At 49.8% G+C, this 23,925-nt stretch carries 20 protein-coding genes; 12 read left to right on the top strand and 8 right to left on the bottom strand.

Annotated features, from left to right (window positions below):
• Positions 1 to 35: 35 nt before the first annotated feature.
• The 4 genes from orn (at position 36) to ACE3T3_RS05315 (ending at position 4,465) form a co-directional block, all read left to right on the top strand.
• Entirely contained in the window at positions 36 to 593 is a 558-nt protein-coding gene (gene orn, locus ACE3T3_RS05330) for an oligoribonuclease (RefSeq protein WP_086179270.1), read from the top strand.
• A gap of 157 nt (positions 594 to 750) precedes the next feature.
• Positions 751 to 1,521 (top strand): ThiF family adenylyltransferase, encoded by a 771-nt coding sequence (locus ACE3T3_RS05325; protein ID WP_374664791.1) that lies wholly within the window; start codon positions 751 to 753, stop codon positions 1,519 to 1,521.
• A gap of 113 nt (positions 1,522 to 1,634) precedes the next feature.
• Entirely contained in the window at positions 1,635 to 3,434 is a 1,800-nt protein-coding gene (locus tag ACE3T3_RS05320; protein WP_374664789.1) for a tetratricopeptide repeat protein, read from the top strand.
• Positions 3,435 to 3,826: 392 nt separating this feature from the next.
• Positions 3,827 to 4,465: a hypothetical protein gene (locus ACE3T3_RS05315; RefSeq protein WP_374664787.1), complete on the top strand. Its 639-nt coding sequence runs from the start codon at positions 3,827 to 3,829 to the stop codon at positions 4,463 to 4,465.
• A 45-nt stretch (positions 4,466 to 4,510) separates the two neighbouring features.
• Here the strand turns inward: ACE3T3_RS05315 and ACE3T3_RS05310 are convergent, their stop codons facing one another.
• Entirely contained in the window at positions 4,511 to 5,707 is a 1,197-nt protein-coding gene (locus ACE3T3_RS05310; protein WP_374664785.1) for an MFS transporter, read from the bottom strand.
• The gene (locus ACE3T3_RS05305; RefSeq protein WP_374664783.1) at positions 5,691 to 6,158 is read right to left on the bottom strand and encodes a RidA family protein; all 468 of its coding nucleotides are present in this window, start codon (positions 6,156 to 6,158) and stop codon (positions 5,691 to 5,693) included. Before ACE3T3_RS05305 ends, ACE3T3_RS05310 begins: the two co-directional genes overlap by 17 nt.
• Before the next feature lie 68 nt (positions 6,159 to 6,226).
• Here ACE3T3_RS05305 and soxR point away from each other — a divergent pair, with 68 nt between their 5' ends.
• Positions 6,227 to 6,742, top strand: coding sequence for a redox-sensitive transcriptional activator SoxR (gene soxR / locus ACE3T3_RS05300; RefSeq protein WP_374664781.1), 516 nt, complete (start codon positions 6,227 to 6,229; stop codon positions 6,740 to 6,742).
• 51 nt (positions 6,743 to 6,793) lie between these two features.
• Here the strand turns inward: soxR and ACE3T3_RS05295 are convergent, their stop codons facing one another.
• Positions 6,794 to 7,720 carry a DMT family transporter gene (locus tag ACE3T3_RS05295; RefSeq protein WP_374664779.1) on the bottom strand — a complete coding sequence of 309 codons (927 nt, stop codon included), beginning with the start codon at positions 7,718 to 7,720 and terminating at the stop codon, positions 6,794 to 6,796.
• Positions 7,721 to 8,631: 911 nt separating this feature from the next.
• Here ACE3T3_RS05295 and ACE3T3_RS05290 point away from each other — a divergent pair.
• From ACE3T3_RS05290 to ACE3T3_RS05280, 3 genes are read left to right on the top strand one after another with little or no spacing between them, the layout of a single operon-like run.
• Positions 8,632 to 9,759: a Re/Si-specific NAD(P)(+) transhydrogenase subunit alpha gene (locus ACE3T3_RS05290; protein ID WP_374664777.1), complete on the top strand. Its 1,128-nt coding sequence runs from the start codon at positions 8,632 to 8,634 to the stop codon at positions 9,757 to 9,759.
• An 11-nt stretch (positions 9,760 to 9,770) separates the two neighbouring features.
• Complete coding sequence (locus ACE3T3_RS05285) at positions 9,771 to 10,091, top strand: proton-translocating transhydrogenase family protein (protein WP_005012553.1); 321 nt, start codon at positions 9,771 to 9,773, stop codon at positions 10,089 to 10,091.
• A 3-nt stretch (positions 10,092 to 10,094) separates the two neighbouring features.
• Complete coding sequence (locus tag ACE3T3_RS05280) at positions 10,095 to 11,549, top strand: NAD(P)(+) transhydrogenase (Re/Si-specific) subunit beta (RefSeq protein WP_374664775.1); 1,455 nt, start codon at positions 10,095 to 10,097, stop codon at positions 11,547 to 11,549.
• A gap of 500 nt (positions 11,550 to 12,049) precedes the next feature.
• Here the strand turns inward: ACE3T3_RS05280 and rsfS are convergent, their stop codons facing one another.
• From rsfS to ACE3T3_RS05255, 5 genes are all read right to left on the bottom strand, one after another.
• Positions 12,050 to 12,451 carry a ribosome silencing factor gene (gene rsfS, locus ACE3T3_RS05275; RefSeq protein ID WP_374664773.1) on the bottom strand — a complete coding sequence of 134 codons (402 nt, stop codon included), beginning with the start codon at positions 12,449 to 12,451 and terminating at the stop codon, positions 12,050 to 12,052.
• Between the two features lie 90 nt (positions 12,452 to 12,541).
• Positions 12,542 to 13,321, bottom strand: coding sequence for a hydroxypyruvate isomerase family protein (locus ACE3T3_RS05270; protein ID WP_374664771.1), 780 nt, complete (start codon positions 13,319 to 13,321; stop codon positions 12,542 to 12,544).
• 44 nt (positions 13,322 to 13,365) lie between these two features.
• The gene (locus tag ACE3T3_RS05265) at positions 13,366 to 14,235 is read right to left on the bottom strand and encodes an NAD(P)-dependent oxidoreductase (RefSeq protein WP_374664769.1); all 870 of its coding nucleotides are present in this window, start codon (positions 14,233 to 14,235) and stop codon (positions 13,366 to 13,368) included.
• A gap of 152 nt (positions 14,236 to 14,387) precedes the next feature.
• A complete protein-coding gene (locus ACE3T3_RS05260; protein ID WP_374664767.1) occupies positions 14,388 to 15,176 on the bottom strand; it encodes a crotonase/enoyl-CoA hydratase family protein in 789 nt (262 codons plus the stop codon).
• Between the two features lie 121 nt (positions 15,177 to 15,297).
• Complete coding sequence (locus ACE3T3_RS05255) at positions 15,298 to 18,108, bottom strand: ATP-binding protein (RefSeq protein ID WP_374664765.1); 2,811 nt, start codon at positions 18,106 to 18,108, stop codon at positions 15,298 to 15,300.
• A gap of 154 nt (positions 18,109 to 18,262) precedes the next feature.
• Between ACE3T3_RS05255 and cysM the strand changes: the two genes are divergently transcribed.
• The 4 genes from cysM to ACE3T3_RS05235 are packed head-to-tail and all read left to right on the top strand — an operon-like array spanning position 18,263 to position 23,775.
• Positions 18,263 to 19,183, top strand: a complete 921-nt coding sequence (gene cysM / locus ACE3T3_RS05250) for a cysteine synthase CysM (protein ID WP_374664763.1) — start codon at positions 18,263 to 18,265, stop codon at positions 19,181 to 19,183.
• Positions 19,184 to 19,219: 36 nt separating this feature from the next.
• Complete coding sequence (locus tag ACE3T3_RS05245) at positions 19,220 to 20,035, top strand: 3'-5' exonuclease (protein WP_374664761.1); 816 nt, start codon at positions 19,220 to 19,222, stop codon at positions 20,033 to 20,035.
• A 12-nt stretch (positions 20,036 to 20,047) separates the two neighbouring features.
• Positions 20,048 to 21,454, top strand: coding sequence for a 23S rRNA (uracil(1939)-C(5))-methyltransferase RlmD (gene rlmD / locus ACE3T3_RS05240; RefSeq protein WP_374664759.1), 1,407 nt, complete (start codon positions 20,048 to 20,050; stop codon positions 21,452 to 21,454).
• A 17-nt stretch (positions 21,455 to 21,471) separates the two neighbouring features.
• Positions 21,472 to 23,775 carry a bifunctional (p)ppGpp synthetase/guanosine-3',5'-bis(diphosphate) 3'-pyrophosphohydrolase gene (locus tag ACE3T3_RS05235; protein WP_374664757.1) on the top strand — a complete coding sequence of 768 codons (2,304 nt, stop codon included), beginning with the start codon at positions 21,472 to 21,474 and terminating at the stop codon, positions 23,773 to 23,775.
• The last annotated feature ends 150 nt before the right edge of the window (positions 23,776 to 23,925 follow it).

Below are 23,925 nucleotides of genomic sequence, written 5' to 3'. Positions count from 1 at the left end.
ATAGCCGTTTTACAGCCTAATAAGATTGCACATTTATGAGCAGCACACCGGACACCCGCTTGATTTGGATTGACCTTGAAATGACAGGTCTCGATACGGATAACGATCAAATTATTGAAGTTGCAACTATTGTGACGGACGATAACCTCAATATTCTGGCGGAAGGTCCTGTATTGGCTGTGCATCAATCAGACCGCGTGCTGAATGCCATGGATGAATGGAATACCCGCCAGCATGGCCAATCAGGCTTGATTGAGCGCGTGCGCCGCAGCAAATTGACCGCACAGGATGCCGAACAGCAGACTTTGGAGTTCCTGAAAAAATGGGTCACTCCAAAATCATCGCCAATGTGCGGCAACTCGATTTGCCAAGACCGCCGCTTCCTGCACCGTTTGATGCCGGAAATGGAACAGTATTTCCATTACCGCAATCTGGACGTTTCATCAGTGAAAGAATTGGCAAAACGCTGGCGTCCGGAAATCATGAGCGGCTTGAAGAAAAATGCTTCTCACTTGGCGATGGATGACATCCGCGATTCGATTGCAGAATTGAAATATTACCGTGAATATTTCTTTATCATGAATAAAGATTGATTCTGCGTGATTCAGAAAAAGAGGCCCAGCGCCTCTTTTTTTGATGTCCGCTGTTATGCATGACGCACTGCCAATAACATTCATAAGAAGCTTATCCATTTTCCAGGCTGTTTTTGCTAAAATGGCGTCCTATTCCGATTGATGATTTAGCTGACGCATGACTGATTTGCTCCAAGATGATGAATATGAACGCCGTTTTGCCGGCGTGGCCAAAATTTATGGTGAGGACAGTTTCAGTCATTATGAGCAGAGCCATGTCATGGTGATCGGCATTGGCGGTGTCGGCTCTTGGGCGGTTGAAGCTTTGGCGCGCACCGGCATTGGCGAGCTGACCTTGGTGGATATGGATGTAGTTGCGGCGTCGAATATCAACCGCCAGCTGCCGGCGATGACTGCAACATTGGGCATGGAAAAAATTGAAGTGATGGCCGAGCGCTGCCGTTCGATTAACCCTAAAATCAAAGTGAATTTGATTGATGACTATTTAACGCCGGACAATCTAAAAGAACTTTTGGCGCAAACGCCGGACTTGATTTTAGACTGCATTGATGATTTGAAAGCTAAATTGGCGCTGATGCTGCATTGCCGTTTTAATAAAATTCCGCTGATTGTGTCCGGCGGCGCGGGCGGCAAAGTTGATCCTTTAAAAATCCGGGTGGCGGACTTGTCCAAAACCGAGCAGGACCCGATGCTGGCAAAACTGCGCGCGCAATTGCGCAGCAAAGGCATCTGCAAAAAGCCGAAAGAAAAATTCGGCATTACTTGCGTATATTCCATCGATAACCCCTTTTCCAGCGCCGATGTCTGCCCAAGCGCTGGGCTGCGCTGCGGCGGCTATGGCTCTGCGGTGGTGGTCACTTCAAGCTTTGCTATGGTGGCGGTGTCGGAAGTGCTGAAAAAACTCGATGCAAAACGCAGCAAACTTTGAAACAGCGCGCATTCTTTTGCAAACTGAAGCACCAATTACGGTGCTTTTTTTTACAGCTGGATTTAGAATAAACAGCAGTATTTAAAATAAAAAATTAACCGTATGGGGCGGCTATGTGGTTTTTATTCATCTTAATTTTGGGGATTGGCGCACTGGCTTTCTGGATGTGGAAACGTCCGGATCCTGTCAAGCGTGATCAGGCAAAGGCAGGCCAAAGCGATTTATGGCTGGATCAAATGGATGCGCAAATGAAATACGCCGCCCGTTTGAGTTCAGATCCGGTGCAGCCGGATTATGCGCGCGCCTATCAGCTGTATAGTGAAGTGGCGAAAAAAAATGATTTGCCGCAGGCCTATATGCACATGGGCCTGATGCATGTGCAAGGCTTGGGGCGTGAGCGGGATCTGCAAAGCGGCATTGGCTTGCTGGAAAAAGCCTTTCATCTGGGCGGTGACGAAGCCGCTTATCAGCTCGGGCAGGTTTTTGAGCAGCAGCAGGATGAAGATAAGGCGCTGTACTGGTACCGCCATGCGATTGCCCGCGGCAATTTGGATGCGCAGTACCGCATTGCCGAATTGAAGCCGGATGATCAGCAGTCCGCGATGCTGCAAAAAATTAAAATCCTGCAGCAGCATGCAGAAGCTGGGCATGCCGCTTCACAGTATCAATTGGCGCAGCATTATTTGGCGGAAACCGAACATCAGGAGATCAGCCTCGGCGTCTCTTATTTATTTCAAGCGGCGGCGCAGGATCATCTCAAAGCCATTCAGGAATTGGCTGAGGATTACCGCATGGGCAAATTCTTGGCGCAAGATGCAAGTAAAGCCTTGCAGCTGAGCAAGCGCGCCCTGCTGCTGGGAGATGCGCAAGGGCTGACGGAGTACCAGCTGGCGGTTTTAAAAGGCGATATCGATGCCGACCAGCGCCAGCGGGTTTACCATGATCTGCTGGATGCCGCCAAAGTGCATAAGAATCCGCAAGCCAAAGCGATTTTAGGCACAGCGCATTTTCATGGCTGGTATGTTGAGCATCAGGAAACCGTGGGTTTCCGTTTTTGGTCTGAAGCGGCCAATGACCGGAATGCTTTTGCGCTGCGCCAAATTGCAGGTTTGTATTTTGAGCATTATTTAGTGGCAGATGAACCGTCTAAAGCCTTTGAACTGTATCAATATGCAGACAGGATTGAGCCGCATGCCAACAGTCAATTGGGCATGGGGCTGTGCTATTACACCGGCCGCGGCGCTCCAAGAGAACTCACCAAAGCGCTGCCATTGATCCAGCAGGCGGCCAAAAGCGCATGGAATTATCATGTGCGCACTGAGGCGGATATGCTGTACATTTTGGGATTGTTCTGCAGCCAGCCGACCTATCCGGCGCCAAGCCATCAGCAGGCGCTGATCTATTTAATGCAGGCCGCGGAATTGCAGCATGCCGATGCGCAGTATGCTTTATCCCAGCTGTTTGCGGGAATATCCAGCGCAGAGTTCTATGATCCGGCGCAGGCTGAAGCTTATTTGCATGCCGCAGCCCGCAGCGGGCAATCCGAGGCGCAATATCAGTTGGCGCTCGTGCAGTTAGACGATGACCCGCAGCAGGCGCTGCCGTATTTGCAGGCCGCAGCCGAGCAAGGCCATGCCGGAGCATTGAACCGCTGCGGCGAGCTTTATGAACAAGGCAGGCCTGATGCGCAGGATCTGCAGCAGGCCTTGGCTTATTATCAGCAGGCGGCCGAGCGTCTGAATCTAGATGCTTATGCCAATTTGGCGCATCTTTATACCCATGGCCTGGGGGTTGAACGCAATCTTCAAACGGCCCGCAGCTGGCTGGAAAAAGGCAGTCTGATGGGGCATGCCAAATGCATAGAGGGCTTGGCGGATATTGATGATTATCTGGATCAGCGCTCAGTGTTTTAATGGCTGTGGTTTGGCTTCAGCCTCAGTGAAGCTGCTGATTTAAGGGGAAACAGCGAGGCGTAGCAATAGCTTGCGCTGCGCATAAAAAACTGAGGTTCCGTTTTTAAAGCAGAATGCAGGGCTTTAAGCTGTCCGCTGACGGTGTAAACATAGAGGGCTGTTTTTTAATGTCAGGTGGCTGATGCCATGAAGGGCAAGTCTTCAGCATTAATGAAAATTAGGCGGATTAAATCGCCGCTGTTTTATCCGGATTATCCGGAATGAATGGGTTTGATTTTGCCTTTGATCATGCCGCTGCATGATCAAACCCGTTTATCAATCTTTGATCGTGTGGTACATATTATAAAATTAAGGATCTTTAACTTTAAAAATAATAAAGGATGAGATGAAAAATGACGCTATTGGAAGAAATTTTTAAAAACAAAAAAGCGGGCAATTCGGCAGGCTTTAATCTGCGGATTCAGCGCGGACTCAGCTGGCTGAAAAAAGCCAATGACTTGAATGATGATCCGGACTTGCAGTATTTAAGTTTTTGGGTGGCTTTTCATGCCCTCTATGCGCAAGATGCTGCCCAGCAAGATTACACCGTGGCAGACTTTTTGAATCTGCTGTGCTTAAAAGATGCGGAAAATAAATTTGGCCAGATGATTTGGCAAAAATACAGCCAGCCTATACAGCAGCTGCTGAACCAGCAAACGCTGCATCAGGAATTCTGGGATTATCAGAATCAAAAAATTTCAATGGAATGCTGCAAAGACCGTCTGGCGCAGGATCGGCAGCAGCTGCAGGAAGCTTTTGAACATCGGCAGACTGCAGCAGTGCTGACACTGCTGTTTGAGCGGCTGCAGACCTTGAATCTGCAGCTGATGCATGGCGGCATGGTTTATGGCAGCACGGTGAATGGTAAATATGTGCAGCTGGGCTGCCGCATTATGGGCGCATTGATGCCTGTGATGATTCTGCTGCTGATGGAAAATGCGCAGGAGATGGACTTCGGCAAGCCTTTTTATCCAGCCGCGCAAGTCTGCTGATCCGCCATCCTGCTGTATGAGGCCAGTCCAAGCGCTGTTGAGAGGTTAGGCCTGTTTTAAGGTTTGACGGCGCTGATGATTTTGATCCAGCAAAGCAAAGCCGGCAGCAGCTGCAGCCAAACCTAATCCCGCCAGGCAAACGGCGGGCCAGCCGCCATGATGCCAGGCATAAACGCCTAAGGCTGAACCGCAGGCGCCGCCGACAAAATAGGCAGTCATATAAATGGAGTTAATGCGTGAACGGGCCAGCGGGTTGAGCTGGAAAATAATATTTTGATTGCAGCTGTGAACCATCGCCAAGCCTAAGCTGATGACCCCGTAGCCAAGGGCATAGCTCAGCAGGGAGTGCGCGCCTATATAGAGCAGTAGCCAGCTGAACGCCATGATTGAGCAGCCCGCCCAAGTCAGTTTGGCATTGTGCCCGTGGTCAGCCCATTTGCCGACCCATTGCGTCGAGAGCGCGCCAAAAACACCGGCCAGCGTGATCACCCCGACCCAGATGTCTGCCAGAGAAAAAGGCGGCGCAGTCAGCAGCATGGCAATGGTTGAAAACAGCATGCTCATGGCTGCAAAGGCGCAGCCGCCAATCAAGGAGCGGTACACTAGACGGCGTTCTTGATACAGAAGCTGGGCCATGGACTGAAAAATGCTGGCATAGCGCATGTGGGTGATGCTGATATGAGGCAGCTGGCGCATCAGTACAGCGGCAATCAGCAGCATGAGTACAGCGCTCAGCACATAGATGGCTTTCCAATGGATTAAATTGGACAGCAGTCCAGACAGGCTGGTAGACAGCAGAATGCCGACCAGCAGGCCGCTCATCAAAAATCCAACGGTCTGGCCAATTTTGTCCGGGCGTACAGCAACGGTCACCAGCGGAATCAGCACTTGCGCCGCCACAGAAAACAAGCCGGTAATCACTGTGCCAATCCACAGCATGGTCAAGTTGGCAGACAGCGCGCAGATAGCCAAGCCGACTGCGGCGCCCAGCATGAGGATCGGAATGAATTTGGTTTTATTGACAATATCGCCCATGGGCACAATAAACAGCAGGCCCAAGGCATAGGAAATTTGCGCAAAGGTGACGGTCAATGCCACTTGAGATTGAGGCACATCAAAGGACTGCTGAATGGAATTGATTAACGGCTGGCAATAATAGTTCGCGCCTGCACACAGCCCGCAGGCCACTGCCATGAGGATGAGCAGTGTTTTATTGCTGCTGATATCAATCGGTGTATTCATGTTGATCCTTACTGTTGCTGTCGTGGCAATATGCTGTTGCTTCAATTTCAATCTGCATGCCGGCCAAAGCAAGGCAGGGAACAGGAATCAAGGTGCATGCAGGAAGCGCCTGATTTGCCCACAGCCGCTGCATGCATTGAATCAGCCGTTGATGTTTCTCTGGATTGTAATCAGTAATTAAAACTCTGAGCATGGCAATATCATGTAGCTGAGCTTCTGCCGCCTCCAGCGCCAGTTGAAGGTTCCTGAATGCTTGGCGCAGCTGCTGTTCAAAAAAACTGGACAATTGGCCTTGCGCATTTTCTCCGCCTTGACCGGAAATATGCACTGCTTTATGCATAGGATGAACCGCTGCCACGTGACTATACCCATTAGGCTCAGGATTATAAAGCGTCTCAGGATTGATAAATTGTATAGACGGTTTAAGTGTATTGGTATTGAATGCCGACATGTTTTTGCTCCGCGAGATCAGAATTTTGCTAGTATCAAAGCTCAAGTTAACTTGAGGTCAAGAATAAAATGCAGGATGCTCAAGCTCGGGACGCTGAGGCTGGAAAACTTTGGCTGAACATCGGGGAATTAGCCGCCAGAAGCGGCATAAAGGTTAGTGCGCTGCGGTTTTATGAAGATAAAGATCTGATTTGGAGTACACGGACTTCAGGCAATCAGCGCCGTTATCCGCGTTCGATGCTGCGCCGTGTGGCAATTATTAAAATAGCGCAGCAAGTTGGTATCAGTTTGCAGCATGTGCATGAAGCATTTGAAGTATTACCCAAGCATAAAGCTGCTTCTAAAGCCGACTGGCAGAAGATGTCTCAGTGTTGGCAACAACAGCTGGATCAGCAAATTGTGCATTTGTTGCAGCTGCGTTTGCAGTTGGATCAATGTATAGGCTGCGGCTGCCTGTCCCTTGAACAGTGTCCGTTGCGAAACCCCAATGATCAGCTGGGTTTAGCGTCTGCTGGCGCACACTTTGAACAGGTGCTGATGAACTTGAAAAATATTGCGCCAGACTGTTCGGATGAGAACATCTAAGCCTAGTGCTGCCGGGATGATTTCAAGATGATTTTGACGCCGTCCAAGCCATCAGCCTGCCAGTTTTTTCTTGGACAGCGTGATCATCAGCACACCGGCAATATTTAAAAGACAGCCAAACCATTGAATGGCATTCAGATGTTCATCTAAAAAGGCGACAGCCAGCAGAATGGTTAAAATCGGGCCGATTGATGCAATCATCGCGGATTGGGCAGCGCCAAGCCGGGCAATGCTTTGCATCATGAGAATCGTCGGCAGAACAGTCACAAAGAAGCCCAATGCGATACCGTAGCCCCAGACACTGAGCGGCAGTGCGGCAACCAATTGTAGCGGCTGAGGAATTGCGAATGTAAAATGCGCCAATGTGCCCAGGCAGGCGATGCTGAGCGCAAGGCCATTGTAATGCCAGGAACCGAATTTGATGATCAGTTTCGGGGTCATGAGCAAATAGGCGGCAAAGGCGACGGCGCTGGCAAAGACCAGGCTTGCGCCCAGCCAGAAACTGCCTTCATGCGGCGTATTGCTTTGTTCCTGCAGCATCACAATCACTGTGCCGCCGTAACTCAGCGCAATCGCAAATAATGTCTGCAGGCTCAGCCGCTGGCGGAAAATGACGCTGGATGCAATCACTGTCAGTGTTGGATATAAAAACAGAATAATCCGTTCCAAGGAGGCGCTGATATACATCAGTCCCTTAAAATCCAGCCAGCTGGCGAAATAGTAGCCGAGCAAGCCGGCAGCGGTCAGCTGCAGCCAGTCTTTCCAATCAATGCCGCTATAGCTTTTTCGGCTGAACCAGCTGATGAGCAGGAAAAACGGCAGGGCGCTTCCCATGCGCAGCGCCATCAATACTGTGGCATCCACATTGGGTGAAAGCGCATAAGCCTGCTTAATGAAAATCGCTTTGGTGCTGAACAAGAAGGCTGCGCAGATGGCGCAGAGAGAACCGAATTGGCTGCGGGTCAAAAATGGCTGCATGGTTCGATCATTCTTCTTTGGGCGGACATGCTGACAGTATAAAAGCCCGGATTTAAAAGTTGAAATGTAAAATAATCATGCGATCCATTCCAAAAAAGCATATTGAATTGTGGAATGCGCTGCCATTTAAGGCCAAAAGGTTTGAACTGCTGAGGTCAATTCGCTTGAAAGACAGATTTTGGGCTTTTGACTTATAGGTAAAACCTTAAAGATTAATCGGAATAAGCTATTTATGCACCAATATGATGCGAAAATGGCAAAAATAGCCCGAAGCAGGTTGGGGTCATCATGATGCAAAATATTCAAAAAATTATTTTATTATTATTTTTTTAAATAATTAGACTTAAGTAGTATAAGAAAAATGAATATAAAGCATCTAAAATGCAAAATCACTGCGTTTTTGTGTGCTGTTCCAGGGTGTTGGCTCAATTGACCAAAAGTATCAAAATTTCAGCTGAGTTTTCTGCGCATAAATCCTGCTGATTTTGTCAGCCAAGCCAATATTGGGAGAGCGCTTTTTCAAATGGGCCGAATCCTAAGGGTTCGCGTTCGTTCAGTGCAATTTTAACGCGGGCCTGCATGGCGCGGGAAATTGTCAAAATCATCAATGAGCCGATGGCCGCTGCTTTTTGTTTTCCAGAATAGGCCAAAAAATGCCAAGCCGCTGAGCTGAAATTATACATTTCGTATAAAAAATATTCATACCATTAAAAATAAAAATGAATAAGTGCTTTATGGCATCATAATTTTTATGAATCATCAGTTCAAAATATGGGTATTTATTAAATAAATATTGGGTGGTAATTTAAAAAAGTTCAATTAGAATCCAAAAATTCAACAAGAACTCACCTGAGGGGAGGCATCGTTTTTTAACGGTGCTTACTTAAGAAAAATTAGCTTGAGGGACGCTCATGCAAATCGGAATTCCAGCCGAAACTGTCGTCGGTGAACATCGCGTCGCTGCGACGCCAGAGACAGTAAAGAAGTTGATCAGCGCTGGTCATACTGTCGTTATTGAACGTGGAGCAGGGGTGAACGCTGCTTACATCGATAGCGCATATGAACAGGTTGGCGCCAAAATTACAGATGATGCTTATACCGGCAGTCAAATTATTTTGAAAGTCCGCGCGCCTAAGGGTGAGGAAATTCAAAAGCTGGCGCCAAATACGGCAGTCATCGCAATGTTTGACCCATACCGCAATCCCGAGTTAGACCAGTTTGCTGCTCAGCAAGTGTCTGCATTTGCGTTGGAGCTTTTGCCGCGGACATTGTCGCGTGCGCAAAACATGGATGTGCTTTCTTCCCAAGCCAATCTGTCAGGCTATAAGTCTGTACTGCTTGCGGCTGCAGAATATCAGCGCATGTTCCCAATGCTGATGACCGCAGCGGGTACGGTTAAACCGGCGCGCGTGGTCATTATGGGCGTGGGTGTTGCAGGCCTGCAGGCGATTGCAACTGCGAAGCGTTTAGGCGCGGTAGTTGAAGCGACAGACTTGCGTCCGACAGCGCGTGACCAAGTCGAGTCTTTAGGCGGCAAATGGCTAGACGTGCCAATGTCTGCTGAAGAACAGCAAAAAGCAGCCGATGCGGCGAAAAACGGTTATGGCTGGATGCCGGGTGAAGACTACATCCGCGATCAAGCAATCATTGTCGATAAAGCGGTGTCTAATGCCGATATCGTGATCACCACAGCATTGCTTCCAGGCCGTGACGCGCCGCGTTTAATTAAAGCGGAAACCGTTGCCAAAATGAAACCGGGTTCAGTCATTTTAGATATGGCGGTAGAAACCGGAGGCAACGTTGAAGGCTCGAAATGCGGTGAAACTGTCGTGACTGCCAATGGCGTGAAAATTCTCGGCATTCCTAATATTCCTTCTACAGTTTCGACTGAAGCTTCGGCACTGTATGCACGCAACGTTTTGAACTTCTTAGACACATTATTTGATGCAGAGAAAAACTTCGCATTGAATCCAGAAGAAGAAATTCAAAAAGCCCTACTGGTTGCTCATGGCGGTCAAGTGCTGCTGAAGCGCGGTTAAGGAGACTTATCATGGTTGAAACGATTACGATTTTCGTCCTCGCTATTTTTGTAGGCTACTACGTAGTTTGGGGCGTAACACCAGCTTTGCATACACCGCTGATGGCGGTGACCAATGCGCTGTCCTCGATCATTGTTGTGGGCGCAATGCTGCAAACCGTCGGCATCCCAGGCTTGGTTGAGGCCAATGTGCAATTCCAAAGCATTAACGTCGTCAGCGTGCTTGGCGCTGTTGCGGTATTTTTAGCAAGCATCAACATTTTCGGCGGTTTCGCAGTGACTGCGCGCATGCTGGAAATGTTTAAGCCGAAGCAAAAGAAAAAAGAGGGCTAAGATATGGAATTCATTCGAGAATATGCGGATTGGTTCTACCTGATTGGCGCCGTTCTTTTTATTTTGACGCTGCGCGGTCTATCGGGTCCTAAAACAGCGATTCAAGGCAACCGTTATGGCATGATCGCCATGGCGATTGCGGTCATCACCACATTCTTTGTAGCCAACAATCCAGTGGTTTGGATGATCGGCGGCGCGATGGTGCTAGGTGCGATTGTCGGTATTGCCCGTGCGCGTACTGTGCCGATGACGCAAATGCCAGAAACTGTAGCATTGATGCACTCATTGGTCGGTTTGGCTGCGGTACTGATTGCCATTGCTGCCATTCTGCACAACAACCAGCTGACGGCTTTATTTGCTGAAAATGAAGCGGCATTGACTGCAGCAGGCGTTGAACATGCGCACATGAGCAAAGTTCATTTATTTGAATTGTTTGTGGGCTGTTTCGTCGGTGCGATTACCTTCACAGCTTCTGTCTTTGCTTACGGTAAATTGGCTGCGAAAAAATGGGCGAAAACCATTTCCGGCGGCTGGGTAAAACCGGTTCAAGCGTTGATTTTCATTGCAATGCTGGTCTGCGGTATTTACTTCTTCACCACAGGCAACATGAATGCGTTCTGGGCAATGACAGCACTTGCGCTGGCATTTGGCTGGGTGTGGATTGCGCCAGTTGGCGGCGGCGATATGCCGGTTGTGGTCTCGCTTTTGAACTCATTCTCTGGCTGGGCGGCTGCAGGTATTGGTTTCACTTTAGAAAACAATATGCTGATCGTTGCAGGTTCATTGGTTGGCTCATCAGGTGCGATTCTGTCTTACATCATGTGTAAAGCCATGAACCGTTCAATCATCAACGTGCTGTTTGGCGGCGCGATGGGCGGTGCGGCAGTGGCTTCTGCGGATAAAGGCGAACAAGCGCAGCGTAACCACCGTTCAGGTTCTGCAGATGATGCGGGCTTCTTAATGTCAAATGCGGATAGCGTGGTGATTGTACCGGGTTATGGCATGGCGCAAGGCCGTGCGCAAAATGCGGTCAAAGAACTGTGTGAAATTTTGAAAGAGCAGGGCGTAAAAGTACGTTTTGCGATTCACCCAGTTGCTGGCCGTATGCCGGGTCACATGAACGTATTGCTTGCAGAAGCAGACGTGGCGTATGAAGATATTTTGGAAATGGACGAAATCAACTCGGACTTCCCGGCAACTGACGTGGTGCTGGTGATTGGTGCAAACGACGTGGTGAATCCTGCAGCCAAAGATGATCCGACATCGCCAATTTACGGCATGCCGATTTTGGAAGCGCATAAAGCGCGTACCATTATGGTGATCAAGCGCTCTATGGCGACCGGTTATGCAGGCTTAGACAATGACTTGTTCTATAACGAAAAAACCATGATGATCTTCGGTGATGCGAAGAAAGTTGTGGAAGATATGACCAAAGCCATTAATGGCGGCGGACACTAAGCGCAGCTTTTAAGGCCTCTTTATTGAAAAGAGGGGTTTGAAAGTTTGAAACCGCCTTCGGGCGGTTTTTTTATTGCCAATCCAAGTCGGTTGAAGCTGGATTGTTTAAGCTCTTTTTTGAGGGTGATTCACAGCATCTTTGGGGATGTGCCGCTGCAATTTAGAGAATGAAATTCAATCACAGCATGTTGAGGGCTTCCTTGGAAATTTTCTTGATTTCATCAGCAGCGCTGAATTTGCACGGGCCGCGGCGTTGCCCCGTTCTGCGGCCATTCTTACCGTGCTGGATGAGGTTTTTGTGAGGTTTTATGGTGAGCTTGATGACGCAATGCGTGCAGATTGCATTTATGTGCAAACTACGCTGAAAGTGAAAGTTTGATTTTTAGGAAAGGATTGGAATCAGCTGCGGCAGTCTTATTTCCCAATTGTACGGGCAATAAAAAAGCGGTCAGATGGACCGCTTTTTTTATTTCGCTTGCAAGCCGTGAGAACGGCTGTAATTAAGCGACAGACTCAGGCGCTGTACGCCAAAGGCTTTCTAAATCGTAAAATTTACGGGCTGTCGGCAGCATCACGTGCACAATGACGAGACCAAGGTCAATCAGAATCCACTCAGCATCACGTTCGCCTTCAACACCAATCGGACGGAAACCGGCTTTGCGGGCTTCTTCAGCAACATTGTCTGCAAGAGATTTGATATGGCGGGTAGATGTGCCGCTGGCAATCACGATCGCATCTGCGACATTGCTGATTGCGCTGACATCCAGTTCAACAATTTCTTTTGCTTTTACATCTTCAAGTGCTTCACGTACCACAGCTAAGCAAGCCTGTACGTCTTTCTTTTGGGTATTGAGAGTTAAATCGTGAGAATTAGAAGCGCTGGGCGATGGTTCTAAATTCATGGAGGGTCTGATTTCCTGACAGTTATTCAACATATAATATAGCGGTTTTAGCGCCGAATTTCAAATCAGCGCTTCATCCTAGCTATGAATTTATGCGAAGTATTTGTCTTTCCAAGCAAATGTTTTTTCTGAGGCCTGGCTTGGACGGTATTCAGCCGCAGTGAAACCTGCATAATTACTCTGTTTCAGCCATGCGAAAATCGATGCGTAATCGATTCCCCCTGTATCTGGCTCTTGCCGGGCCGGGCAGTCTGCAAACTGAATATGTCCAATAGAATCAATATTTTCTTGCAGACCTTCCAGAATGTTTTCTCCCATCATCGCCATGTGATAGCAGTCATACTGCATCTTCAGGGCAGGGTGGCGGACGGCTTCTAAAATTTCCTGCGCCTGCGCAATATTCTGCACCAGAAAGCGCGGCATATCGGTGCTGTTAATCATCTCAAAAACGGGCTGAATACCATGCGCATTGAACATTTGGCACGCCATTTTCAGGTTGGACGCCAAGGTGTTGAGGCAGGGCAGCAGATCGGCATCAAGCGGCTGCTTGCCGGCTAAAATATTTACGCTGGGCACATTCAGCGCTTTGGCATATAAAATGGCTTGATCCACGGCTTGGCGGAATGCAATTTCTTTGCCGGGAATGCCTGCTAGGCCATTGCCGCCCTGCATTAAATCGCCGGCGGGCACATTGATCAGGCATAGGCTCAGGCCGTGCACTGTGAGCTGAGTCTGAATCTGTTCAATGCTCAGCTCATAAGGGAACTGAATTTCTACATGCTCAAATCCCTGCGCGCGCGCCAAGGCGAAACGCTCGATCAGCGGCACTTCAGTAAAAATCATCGAGAGATTGACAGCGAGTTTGATCATGCATGGCCCCTTATGCAATTGGAATCCGTTTCAGCTTAACAGGATTATGCTTTTACTACATGCTCAATCAGCGTGGCTAAATCTTTTTCTGCAAAGCCCTTGGCCTGATGGTCTTTCAGCTGCTGCAGCGCCAGTTCAGCCACAGGAATCCGCAGCTGATGCGAGGCCGCCAGCTGAACGGCATTGTTTAAGTCTTTAGACAGAGTCTGCACCTTCCATTGTACCGGCTCAAAATGGTGCGCAGCCATGCGCGGCGCTAAAATTTGAAACGGCTTGGAGTCGGCAAAACCGCCCGCCAATGCAGGCGCCAGCAATGCGGTGTCGACGCCGGCCTGTCCCGCCAAGGCGACTGCTTCGGCAATCAAAGCGCTGTTGGCGGCCACGATCAGCTGATTGCAGATTTTTGTGGCTTGGCCTGCGCCTGTTGCTCCCATGCGGGTCACGCGCTGAGACAGTACATTGTAGACCAAGCTTAAATCTTCAATGGTCTTGGCCTCTCCGCCGGCAAAAATCACCAAAGTGCCTTGTTCAGCGCCTGCTGTGCCGCCTGAGACAGGCGAGTCAATCCAAATCACCTGCTTTTGCAGGGCTTGCGCCGTCAGGGAATGCGTTTGCGCGACAGATAGGCTGGAGAAATCGACAATAATCTGCTGTGCCTGCAGGAAGGGCTGAATCTGCGCATAGACCGATGCCATCGCCTGATCATCCGCCAAGCACGTCAGGATGATTGGATAGCGGCCGATGTCTTGCAGCGAGAGGGCTTCTGCGCCCATATCCACCAGTTCATCACAGGCGCTGGCGGTGCGGTTCCAAACAGAAACCTCAAAACCGGCCTGCAGCAAACGCGCAGCCATGCGGCTGCCCATTAAACCCATGCCCAAGAATGCAATTTTGCTGCTGCGGTCAAAACTCATGCTGTCCCTCTGCCTGTGTGGTCAATCATTCGGGCGAAGATTGAATGCTGAAACTGAGCGCTAAGGCTGAATGATACAAATATCAGCAGATTGGATGTTCAGTCTTCGCTGCCTGATAATACTGATTTTGCCTGTTTGCTGGATATTCGATTTTAATGGTATTGACGCGGTAAAAACTGAACCTCAGGGTTCTTGTCTTTTTTGCGCGCCAGCTTGCTGTTCTTGCCCAGCAGCAATTTCAGCTGCCAAATTTTTTCTAAGCGCAGGGATTTGGCTGGGGCATGCTCCATGGCATCCAGCACCCGTTTGACTGCAGTCAGCGCATCCGGTGAACGGCTCAGCATTTCGGTCGCCAGCGCTTGAGCCTGCTGCAGCGGCGCTTCATTTAAATGCGTGACCAGGCCAATTTCTTTGGCGTATTCGCCATCAAAAATACGTGCAGTCAGCGACAGTTCTTTGGCCAAGTCCAGACCGATAATGCCTTTAATCGAGCGGGTCAGCCCCATATCCGGCACCAAGCCCCAGCGGCTTTCCATAATGGACATTTGGGTTTTCGGATGGGCGATGCGGATGTCTGCCGCCAGCGCCAGCTGCATGCCAGCGCCAAAGCAAAAGCCTTCAAGCGCGGCAATCACCGGCACTGGCAGTTCTTGCCAGACCAAGAAGGCTTTTTGAAACAGGCTTTGGCCGGGTTTGATCAGCTCCCAAGCGGCATAGGCGCTATTTTTCGGATCATTGAGATCGGACAGGTCAATGCCGGCGCTGAACACCTGCGCCTCGCCCGTCAAAATGACGCAGCGGATGGAGCGGTCTTTTTTAATCAGGTTGGCAATGCGCACCAGTTCTTTCAGCAATGCAAAACTCATGGCGTTGCGTTTATCCGGACGGTTTAAAGTCACTGTTGCAATGCCGTTATTTTTTTCCAGTTTAACCAGTGCCATGCGTAAAAACTCTTATTTTTTGACTTGCCTCGAGCATAGCATGCAGCGCTGATCGAATCATGACAGGGCAGTCACAAATTCTCGGCAATACGGCCAAATCAAGCGCGCTGCGCGCAGGCTTTCAGCTTTCAGGTTTGTTTAAAATCTGCTCCGAAGCATGCCGCACTTGCGCAATCACTGTTTTCAGCTCATCCAAGCGGTTTGACACTTCTTGAATGAACGCTTCATCGGCCTTGCGCCGTTCTTTGCGCAGTGTTGAAACAAACTGTTCAAAACCACCGGTGCTGTTCTGCAAGGCAGGCGTGCCGACATAGCGGGTCGCGCCGTACAGGCGGTGCAGCACATGTTCAAGCTGCGGATAATCTTCCAGCTCAATCAGCTGTTCAATTTCATGCAGTTCCTGATCAAAGCTGTCATTCAGCATTTTCAGCAAATCGGTGGCCAGATCTTCTTTATTGGCGGCCAAATGCAGGCTCTGCTTCCAATCGAGAATATTCGGATCCAGCGTATCAATAAACGCTGTACGTTCCAGCACTGGCACTTTTTTGAAATTTTCTGCGGTCCAATGGGTCAGGATCTGGATGATCTGATCCATTTGAATCGGCTTGGTCACATAATCATCCATGCCGACCTGCATCAACTTTTTCTTTTCATCGGACAGGGCATGCGCGGTCAGCGCAATAATCGGCAGGCGCTTATGATTTTCCAAGGTTGACTCTAATGAGCGAATGGCGCGGGTGGTATCGACACCGGACATCACCGGCATTTGAATATCCATGAAGACCAAATCAAAAGCGTTGAGCCCCTGCTCATAGCGCGACTGAATAATCTCAATGGCTTCCTGACCGCTCAAGGCTTTGGTTGTGGTGACATTCAGTTCTGACAGCAGCGCTTCCAGCACGATCAGGTTCGGCAGATGGTCGTCCACCGCCAGGACATGCAGGCCCTGGCCGTTAAAGTCTTCATGCTCATCCTCATCAAAAAACGGCTGATTGCTGAGCAGCTGAATCAATGCGCTGCGGCTGAGCGGCTGATGCAGCGGGCGGGCGCGGTATTCGCTCAGCATGCTTGGATCGAGCAGCATTTGATAGCCGTAAACAGCCAGATGGCCTGTATAGCGGGTGCGGATTTCTTTCAGCATGGCTTCGGTATCGCCGCTGTGATCGACGATCAGCCATGTGTTTTCCGCTTGGCGCAGCTGATTCAGCCGGCTGAACAGATCCAGAATCGACTGCGCTTCAATATGCTGCACACCGTAGTTTTCCAAATACTGGCGCAGCACATTGGCGGTGGCCGGATGCGCAAGATAAGACACCACTTGGACGCTGTCAAAGCGCGGCGCCAGAACCTCGGCGTCATCTTCATTGACGCTGAACATCGCGGTAAACCAGAAGGTCGAGCCTTTTTCGGTTGGCGCGCGCTCCTGATTGTCTTCAAAGCCAATTTGCCCCTGCATCAGGCTGACCAGCTGCTTGGAAATCGCCAAGCCTAAGCCGGTGCCGCCAAATTGGCGGGTCACCGAGGCATCGCCTTGCGAGAAGGATTCAAACAGTTTTTTGCGGTCTGTGCCGCTGAGGCCAATGCCGCTGTCCTGCACGCTGAAATGCAGCAGGCATTGCCCGATATCATCATGCTCCATGCGCACACGGACAATAATTTCACCGTCCGGCGTGAATTTGATGGCATTGGAAATCAGGTTGGTCAAAATCTGCTTAAAGCGCAGCGCATCGCCAATGACCTGTTTCGGCACTTGATCGGCATAATAGAAGGTCATATTGATATGCTTCTGCGCGGCCAGCGGCGACAGCATATCCATCACATCAAAGACTGCTTCTTCTAAATCAAAGGGCGCGGTTTCCAGCTCCAGCTTGCCGGCATCAATTTTGGAAAAGTCCAGCACATCATTAATCAGCGCCAATAAATGCGCGGAAGATTTGCGGATGGTCTGCAGATATAAATTCTGCTCATTGCTGAGATTGCCTTGACGCAGCAAGAGGTGGATGAAGCCATCAATGCTGTTGAGCGGCGTGCGCAGTTCATGCGAAATATTGGCCAGAAAGACCGATTTGGACTGATTGGCATGAATCGCCTGGTCACGCGCCTGACGGTAAGTAATGTTTTGCACTTCTAACGTGTCTAAGGTTCTGCGCAGGTCATCCTCGGTCTGTTCGGTATGCTCGCGCAGCTCCAAAAAGCTGAAATGCAGGCGTTTTACCACATTGGCAATGTCGCGCTGCAGCAGGCGCAGTTCGCCGGTGCTGTTGATGATCATGTGCTGATCCAGCGTGTCGGCATTGAGGCGCTGCAGCTGCATGCGGATCTCGTACATCGGCGCAATCCAGCGCCGTGAATAGAAATTCAGGCACAGCAGCAGCAGCAGCAGGGTCAGCAGGCCGGTGGCGATCAGCACGATCAAGACACGGTAATGCGCAATTTCTAAAGGCTGATTGTCCAGTTCAACCAGCAGCCAATACGGTGTATTGGCTTCATCATTGAATTTGGCTGCATAAACGTTATTTTTGTTGAATTTAATTGGGCCGGAAAAGCTGGCTTTGCTGGTGATTTTAGGCCAGGCGTCTTGGTCTTCCGGGCCGATGTTCAGGCGGTTGCGGCCTTTGCTGTCAATGATGGCGGAGCGGACCAGGTGTTTTTCGTTCAGCATGTTCTGCATGCTGAAGCGCGCTTGATCAAATTGCCAAGGGTAATGCTGCAGCAGGTTCATGGCGCCTTCAGCCGTTGGCTGGTAGCGGGTGAGGATGGCGATGGCCATTTGACGCTGCTGCGCTTTGGCTGCATTTGACGTTTCAGTCATTACCAACGCTGCGCCTACACATGCCAAAATCGTAATCGGCACAAAAATCAGTGCGATCAATTGTCCATAAGCATGATTTAAGTGCAGGCGTTTAAAAAGCTTTTTGTTGATGTTTGACATGATGCAAGCAGTTTATTCCTTATGCTTGGCATATTAGCATGGATTATTTAAATCTGATTGCGCTTTAATCGCTTTCACGAAAAAGCTCCCGTAAATGGGTGCAGTAAAAGTCATTTTTTCATACAATAGGCGCACCTCGATATAGGTGCACATAATGAATAACACATCTCCTGATTTCCAAGCAGACGAATTTTTGTTAGACCGCTATGTAGGACACACTCCTCTGGTGCGTTTGCAGCGTCTGGCAAATCACACTCAAGCAACAGTATTGGCCAAGCTCGAAGGCAATAATCCGGCGGGTTCTGTCAAAGACCGCCCAGCCTACAACATGATTATGCAGGCGGAAAAGCGCGGGCAGATCAAGCCGGGCGATACGTTGATTGAAGCGACCAGCGGAAATACAGGGATTGCGTTGGCCATGGTCGCGGCGATGCGCGGCTATCAGATGAAACTGATTATGCCCGCCAGCTCCAGTCAGGAACGCAAAGACGCCATGCGTGCCTATGGCGCAGAATTGATTGAATCTTCAAGCATGGAAGAAGCGCGCGATATGGCGGCGCAAATGCAGAAAGACGGCATTGGCTTAGTGCTGAATCAATTCGGCAACCCGGACAACTCAGAAGCGCATTATTTAACAACCGGCCCTGAAATCTGGCAGCAAACCGGCGGCAAAATTACCCATTTTGTCAGCGCGATGGGCACCACCGGCACCATCATGGGCATTTCAAAATACTTAAAAGAACAGAATCCGGAGATTCAAATCGTCGGCCTGCAGCCGTCTGAAGGCTCCAATATTGCCGGCATCCGCCGCTGGCCGAAAGAATATCTGCCGACGATTTTCGATCCGTCACGCGTGGACCGCATTATCGATATTCCGCAAATTGAAGCGGAAAAAACCGCGCGTAAACTGGCGCGTACCGAAGGCATCAGTGCCGGCACCTCTTCCGGCGGCGCGGTTTGGGCGTCAATCCAGCTGGCGGAAGAAAACCCAGATGCTGTGATTGTCTGCATCGTCTGCGACCGCGGTGACCGTTATTTGTCGACTGGCCTTTTCTCTGTCGTGGATGCAGATTAAGGTCTGAATTGCTGTTTAATTTTGTGTGAGTCTCTAATGCGTTTACCCGTTTTAACTTTTGATATCGAAACACTGACTGATCTGAAGTCGGGTGCGCATTTGTACCATCTGGATTTGCCTGAGGCAGATTTGGAGGCGGCGCTGGCCAAGCTGCGCCGTCAGGACGCGGGTACAGATTTTCAGCGCCTGCCTCTGCATGAAATTGTCTGCATTTCAGGGCTTTGGCTGGACGAAAACGGCATGAAAATGTTTTCTTTCAGCCGTGAACAGTATTCGGAAGCGGAAATTTTAGCCAAGTTTCTCTCGATTTTTGACAAGCGCCATCCGACGCTGGTCAGCTGGAACGGCTCGCAGTTTGATTTGCCGGTGATTTTATTCCGCGCCATGTATCATGGGCTTTCTGCGCCAAGTTTGTTTGATCAGGGCGAGATTGATACGCAAAAGCGCTATAATAACTATCAGAACCGCTACCATCAGCGCCATGTTGATTTGATGGATGTGATGGCCATGTTCAATGGCCGGCATTTTATGAAGCTGGATGATGCCGCGCATTTGCTGGGTTTTCCCGGCAAGCGCGGCGACGGCGCCTATCACGTGCCCGAATATGTCTGCACTCAGCAATGGCAGGCGCTCAGCAGCTACTGTGAAGGCGATGTGCTGAACACGTGGCTGATTTACCTGCGCTGGCTGCTGCTGAAAGGCCAGCTGCAATTGACTGATCATCAGCATTTGGTGCAAAGCACCATTCAGTATCTGCAGACTTTGCCGCAGCATGCTGAATTCTTGTCGGTCTGGCGTGAAACTTCACAGCAGACTGCGTTTACCCAATTTGATTTTCCATCTCCCCAATAGCATCAGGTCCGCATGAAACATAGAGCCAAGCCCGCCAAAGCCCAGCAGCCCAATTATATTTTTCAGGTTGAGTCGCTTTCTCATGAGGGGCGGGGCATCGCGCATTTTGGTTCTCACCCGGACCATCCTGCAGAAAAGCACGGCAAAAAAGTCTTTATCCGCTACGCCTTGCCGGGTGAAACCGTCCGTGTGCGCATGACCCATGAGGCGAAACGCCTGGAAGAAGCCGATTGCCTTGAGCTGTTAAGTGAAGCTTCGCCGATGCGCGTGCAGCCGGCCTGTCCGCATTTCGGCGTGTGCGGCGGATGCAGCATGCAGCATATTCATCCCGATGAGCAGATCCGCTTGAAGCAGGATGTGCTGAAATCGCATCTGACCCATTTTGCCGGTCTGCAGCCCGAAGAATGGCTGGAACCGCTGCGTTCTACGCGGGAAGATTACCGCCGCAAAGCGCGGATCGGCGTGCGCTATTTGCCGAATAAAGACAAGCTGATTGTGGGCTTCCGCGAAAATGCCAGCAATCAGCTGACTTCGATTGACCGCTGCATGGTGCTGGATCAGCACTTTGGCTCGATTACCCGCTTGAAGCAGTTAATCCAAAGTCTAAGGGGCAAAGGGGACATTGGTCATATAGAATTGGCTATGGGTGATCAGGATGTCGCCTTAGTCGTACGCCATACTGAAAAATTATGTGACGGGGATGTCAACCAATTACAGCAGTTTGCGTTACAGAAGGGCTGGCAATTGTATTTGCAGCCGGCTGGGCCGGACAGCCTTGTCCGTGCAGATGGCCAAAGCAATGAAATGCGCCTGCATTACCGTCTGGACGAATTTGATGCCGATTTTGCCTTCAGTCCCTTGGATTTTACGCAAGTGAACTCCACTATTAACCCGCAAATGGTCAAGCTGGCATGTGAATTGCTTCAATTGAAGCAAGGCGAGCGGGTTCTGGATTTATTTTGCGGATTAGGCAATTTCTCGCTTCCTTTGGCGCGCTGTGTGGGCGCATCAGGGCAAGTTATTGCGGTGGAAGGCAGTGCGGAAATGGTTCATCGCGGTGCAGAGAATGCGCTGAAGAATGGCATGGACTGGCTGACTTTCTATTCACAAGATTTAACAAAAGACTTTTCGCATCATTCTTGGGCAAAAAAGGGTTTTGATGCATTATTGATTGACCCGCCGCGTTCAGGCGCAGAGGAAATCATGCATTATGCGCCCAAATTTGGTGCACAAAGAATCGTTTATGTTTCATGTAATCCTGCGACTTTGGCTAGAGATGCAGGAATATTGGCGCAGCAAGGCTATCTGCTGAAAAAAGCCGGTGTGATGGATATGTTTACCCATACCGGCCATGTCGAATCAATAGCCTTGTTCGAACAAGATAATAAGCCGAATGATTTAAGTTATAATGAAGAGTAAAAAAGTAGGAGTAGGGTATGGTCACAGTGCGTGAACAGCTCCCGGGGCGTCTCAATGAACTGTCTCAGGAAGCGACTGTAGAACATGCCGATCAAGCGCTGCACGATATGGCTGAATGGCTGGACCGTGTACGCAGCTTACTGGGTGTGCCTCTGACGCAGCTTGAAGAAGTTGCGCGTCTTACGTTGCAAAAAGAGCTGGAGTCTACGGTCAGCCACCGTTCCAATACTTTTTATACCGGTATTGAAATGGCGGATATTTTGGCGCATCTGTATGTGGATGAAGATACGCTGTCTGCCGCCATGCTGTACCGCTGCGTGCGTGAAGGCGTCATGCCGCTGGATGAAGTGCTGGAAAAATTTGGCGAGCAGGTGCATGGCTTGGTCAAAGGCACTTTGGCGATGGGTAAGCTCTCTGAACTGATTGAACAGAATAAGCGCCTGGAAGATCATTTTAATAATAACCAGCGTGAGCATTTAAGCGGCATTTATAAAATGCTGATTTCGGTCACCGAAGACGTCCGCGTTGTATTGATTAAGCTGGCGGAGCGGACCTACGCTTTGCGTGAGCTGACGCAGGCATCGCGTGAGCGTCAAGAGCGTGTGGCGCGGGAAATTCTGACCATCTATTCGCCATTGGCGCACCGTTTGGGCATTGCGCAGCTGAAATGGGAACTGGAAGATTTGGCGTTCCGCTATTTAGCGCCGGAGCGCTATAAAGAAATCGCCTCCTTGCTGAATGAAAAGCGCTTGGAGCGCGAGCATTATATTCAGTTTGTAATTGATAAACTGCGCAAGGAATTGGCTGAGCACGGCATTGAGGCTGAAATCAGCGGCAGGGTGAAGCACATTTATTCGATTTATCGGAAAATGAAAAGCAAAAACCTCAGCTTTGACCAGCTGTATGATATCCGCGCCGTCCGTGTCTTGGTGAAAACCGTGCCTGAGTGCTATCACTCGCTGGGCATTGTGCATCAAATCTGGCGCCATATTCCGCATCAGTTTGATGACTACATTACCAATCCTAAAGCCAACGGCTACCGTTCACTGCACACTGCGGTGATTGCGGAAAATAAATCTTTGGAAGTGCAGATCCGTACAGTCAGCATGCATGAAGAAGCTGAGCTGGGCGTATGTTCGCACTTCAATTATAAAGAAGGCAGCAAAAATACCGATCAGTCGTTCAATCACCGCCTGCATTCATTGCGCGCCGTGCTGGAGCACTATCAGGAGCGCAATGACGCCAGCGCGCATAAAGATGATGAATCTGAAGAAAACTTTGAGCAAATTCAGGATTTCGAAGGTTTTGAAAAGATTTATGTTTTCAGCCGTGACGGTGATATTAAAGAGCTGCCGCGCGGTTCGACTGTGCTGGATTTTGCCTATCACGTGCATACCGAAGTAGGCAATAAGTGCTATGCGGCGCGGGTCAACCAGCGTTATGTGCCGCTGACCTATACCCTGAAAACCGGTGAGCAGGTCGAAATTCTCACCAAGAAAGACCGTGAACCAAACCGCGACTGGCTGGTGAACTCGCTGGGCTACATTAAAACCGCCCGTGCGCGTGACAAGCTGCGCCATTGGTTCCGCCAGCAGGACCGCAGCAAGAATCTTGAAGTGGGCCGTGAAATTCTGAATAAAGAATTGTCACGTTTGGCGATTCATCCGAAAAGCATTGATTTGAATGATTACTGCAATCATTTCAATGTGAAATCCGGTGAAGATATTTTGATCAGCCTGGTGAGCGGCGATATCAGCCTGCATGCCTTGATGAATCAAGTCAACCGCCATATGCATTTGGATCAGGATGAACCTGAACTGGTGCTGAAGCCGGCGCTGAATCCGCGCGCCAGCCATACGCTGTCTGCGCACGGCATTTTGATTGACGGCTTGGACAACGTTGAGCTGCATGTGGCGCAGTGCTGCCAGCCTGTGCATGGTGAGTCGATTGCCGGCTATATCACGCTGAACCGCGGCGTGAGCATTCATAAGGTGGCCTGTCCGGATTATGTGCGCATGATCAGTCAAGAACCTGAACGCGCTGTGGAAGCGGACTGGGAAATGCAGCCGACCCGCGGCCAAAGCGTGCAGATTGTGGTGGAAGCCTATGACCGCCGCGGCCTGCTGAAAGATCTGACGCAAGTAATTTTCTCAGATCAAATCAACATCCGTCAGGTGAACACCATTTCGGAAGCCGACGGCATTGCCAACATGAAGCTGCTGATTGAAGTCAAAGGTTTGGCGCAATTATCACGCCTGCTGGCGCGCTTGGAGCAGCAGCCAGGCATTATCAGCGCGCGCCGTTTAATTCAGGGCAGCTGATTTTTCACCCGCTGAAATAAAAAAGCCTGCGCTGTGCAGGCTTTTTTATTTCCGGTTTTTGGTCATGCAATTGAAAAATAAAACTAAATATATGATATTGAAAAAGATCAAGATCTATTCTGTAAAAAAAATATGGGCGATGCTATAATC

The organism is Acinetobacter sp. (genome assembly GCF_041919735.1).
In the GTDB taxonomy this organism is placed as follows: domain Bacteria; phylum Pseudomonadota; class Gammaproteobacteria; order Pseudomonadales; family Moraxellaceae; genus Acinetobacter.
The sequence above is the reverse complement of the archived record's forward strand: the minus strand, read 5'-3'. Positions and strand labels throughout refer to the sequence as shown.

What these genes read in the sequence shown, in the direction of transcription:
- orn (WP_086179270.1), top strand. Translation starts at nt 36, where the DNA reads ATGAGCAGCACACCGGACACCCGCTTGATTTGGATTGACCTTGAAATG.
- ACE3T3_RS05325 (WP_374664791.1), top strand. Translation starts at nt 751, where the DNA reads ATGACTGATTTGCTCCAAGATGATGAATATGAACGCCGTTTTGCCGGC.
- ACE3T3_RS05320 (WP_374664789.1), top strand. Translation starts at nt 1,635, where the DNA reads ATGTGGTTTTTATTCATCTTAATTTTGGGGATTGGCGCACTGGCTTTC.
- ACE3T3_RS05315 (WP_374664787.1), top strand. Translation starts at nt 3,827, where the DNA reads ATGACGCTATTGGAAGAAATTTTTAAAAACAAAAAAGCGGGCAATTCG.
- ACE3T3_RS05310 (WP_374664785.1), bottom strand. Translation starts at nt 5,707, where the DNA reads ATGAATACACCGATTGATATCAGCAGCAATAAAACACTGCTCATCCTC.
- ACE3T3_RS05305 (WP_374664783.1), bottom strand. Translation starts at nt 6,158, where the DNA reads ATGTCGGCATTCAATACCAATACACTTAAACCGTCTATACAATTTATC.
- soxR (WP_374664781.1), top strand. Translation starts at nt 6,227, where the DNA reads ATGCAGGATGCTCAAGCTCGGGACGCTGAGGCTGGAAAACTTTGGCTG.
- ACE3T3_RS05295 (WP_374664779.1), bottom strand. Translation starts at nt 7,720, where the DNA reads ATGCAGCCATTTTTGACCCGCAGCCAATTCGGTTCTCTCTGCGCCATC.
- ACE3T3_RS05290 (WP_374664777.1), top strand. Translation starts at nt 8,632, where the DNA reads ATGCAAATCGGAATTCCAGCCGAAACTGTCGTCGGTGAACATCGCGTC.
- ACE3T3_RS05285 (WP_005012553.1), top strand. Translation starts at nt 9,771, where the DNA reads ATGGTTGAAACGATTACGATTTTCGTCCTCGCTATTTTTGTAGGCTAC.
- ACE3T3_RS05280 (WP_374664775.1), top strand. Translation starts at nt 10,095, where the DNA reads ATGGAATTCATTCGAGAATATGCGGATTGGTTCTACCTGATTGGCGCC.
- rsfS (WP_374664773.1), bottom strand. Translation starts at nt 12,451, where the DNA reads ATGAATTTAGAACCATCGCCCAGCGCTTCTAATTCTCACGATTTAACT.
- ACE3T3_RS05270 (WP_374664771.1), bottom strand. Translation starts at nt 13,321, where the DNA reads ATGATCAAACTCGCTGTCAATCTCTCGATGATTTTTACTGAAGTGCCG.
- ACE3T3_RS05265 (WP_374664769.1), bottom strand. Translation starts at nt 14,235, where the DNA reads ATGAGTTTTGACCGCAGCAGCAAAATTGCATTCTTGGGCATGGGTTTA.
- ACE3T3_RS05260 (WP_374664767.1), bottom strand. Translation starts at nt 15,176, where the DNA reads ATGGCACTGGTTAAACTGGAAAAAAATAACGGCATTGCAACAGTGACT.
- ACE3T3_RS05255 (WP_374664765.1), bottom strand. Translation starts at nt 18,108, where the DNA reads ATGTCAAACATCAACAAAAAGCTTTTTAAACGCCTGCACTTAAATCAT.
- cysM (WP_374664763.1), top strand. Translation starts at nt 18,263, where the DNA reads ATGAATAACACATCTCCTGATTTCCAAGCAGACGAATTTTTGTTAGAC.
- ACE3T3_RS05245 (WP_374664761.1), top strand. Translation starts at nt 19,220, where the DNA reads ATGCGTTTACCCGTTTTAACTTTTGATATCGAAACACTGACTGATCTG.
- rlmD (WP_374664759.1), top strand. Translation starts at nt 20,048, where the DNA reads ATGAAACATAGAGCCAAGCCCGCCAAAGCCCAGCAGCCCAATTATATT.
- ACE3T3_RS05235 (WP_374664757.1), top strand. Translation starts at nt 21,472, where the DNA reads ATGGTCACAGTGCGTGAACAGCTCCCGGGGCGTCTCAATGAACTGTCT.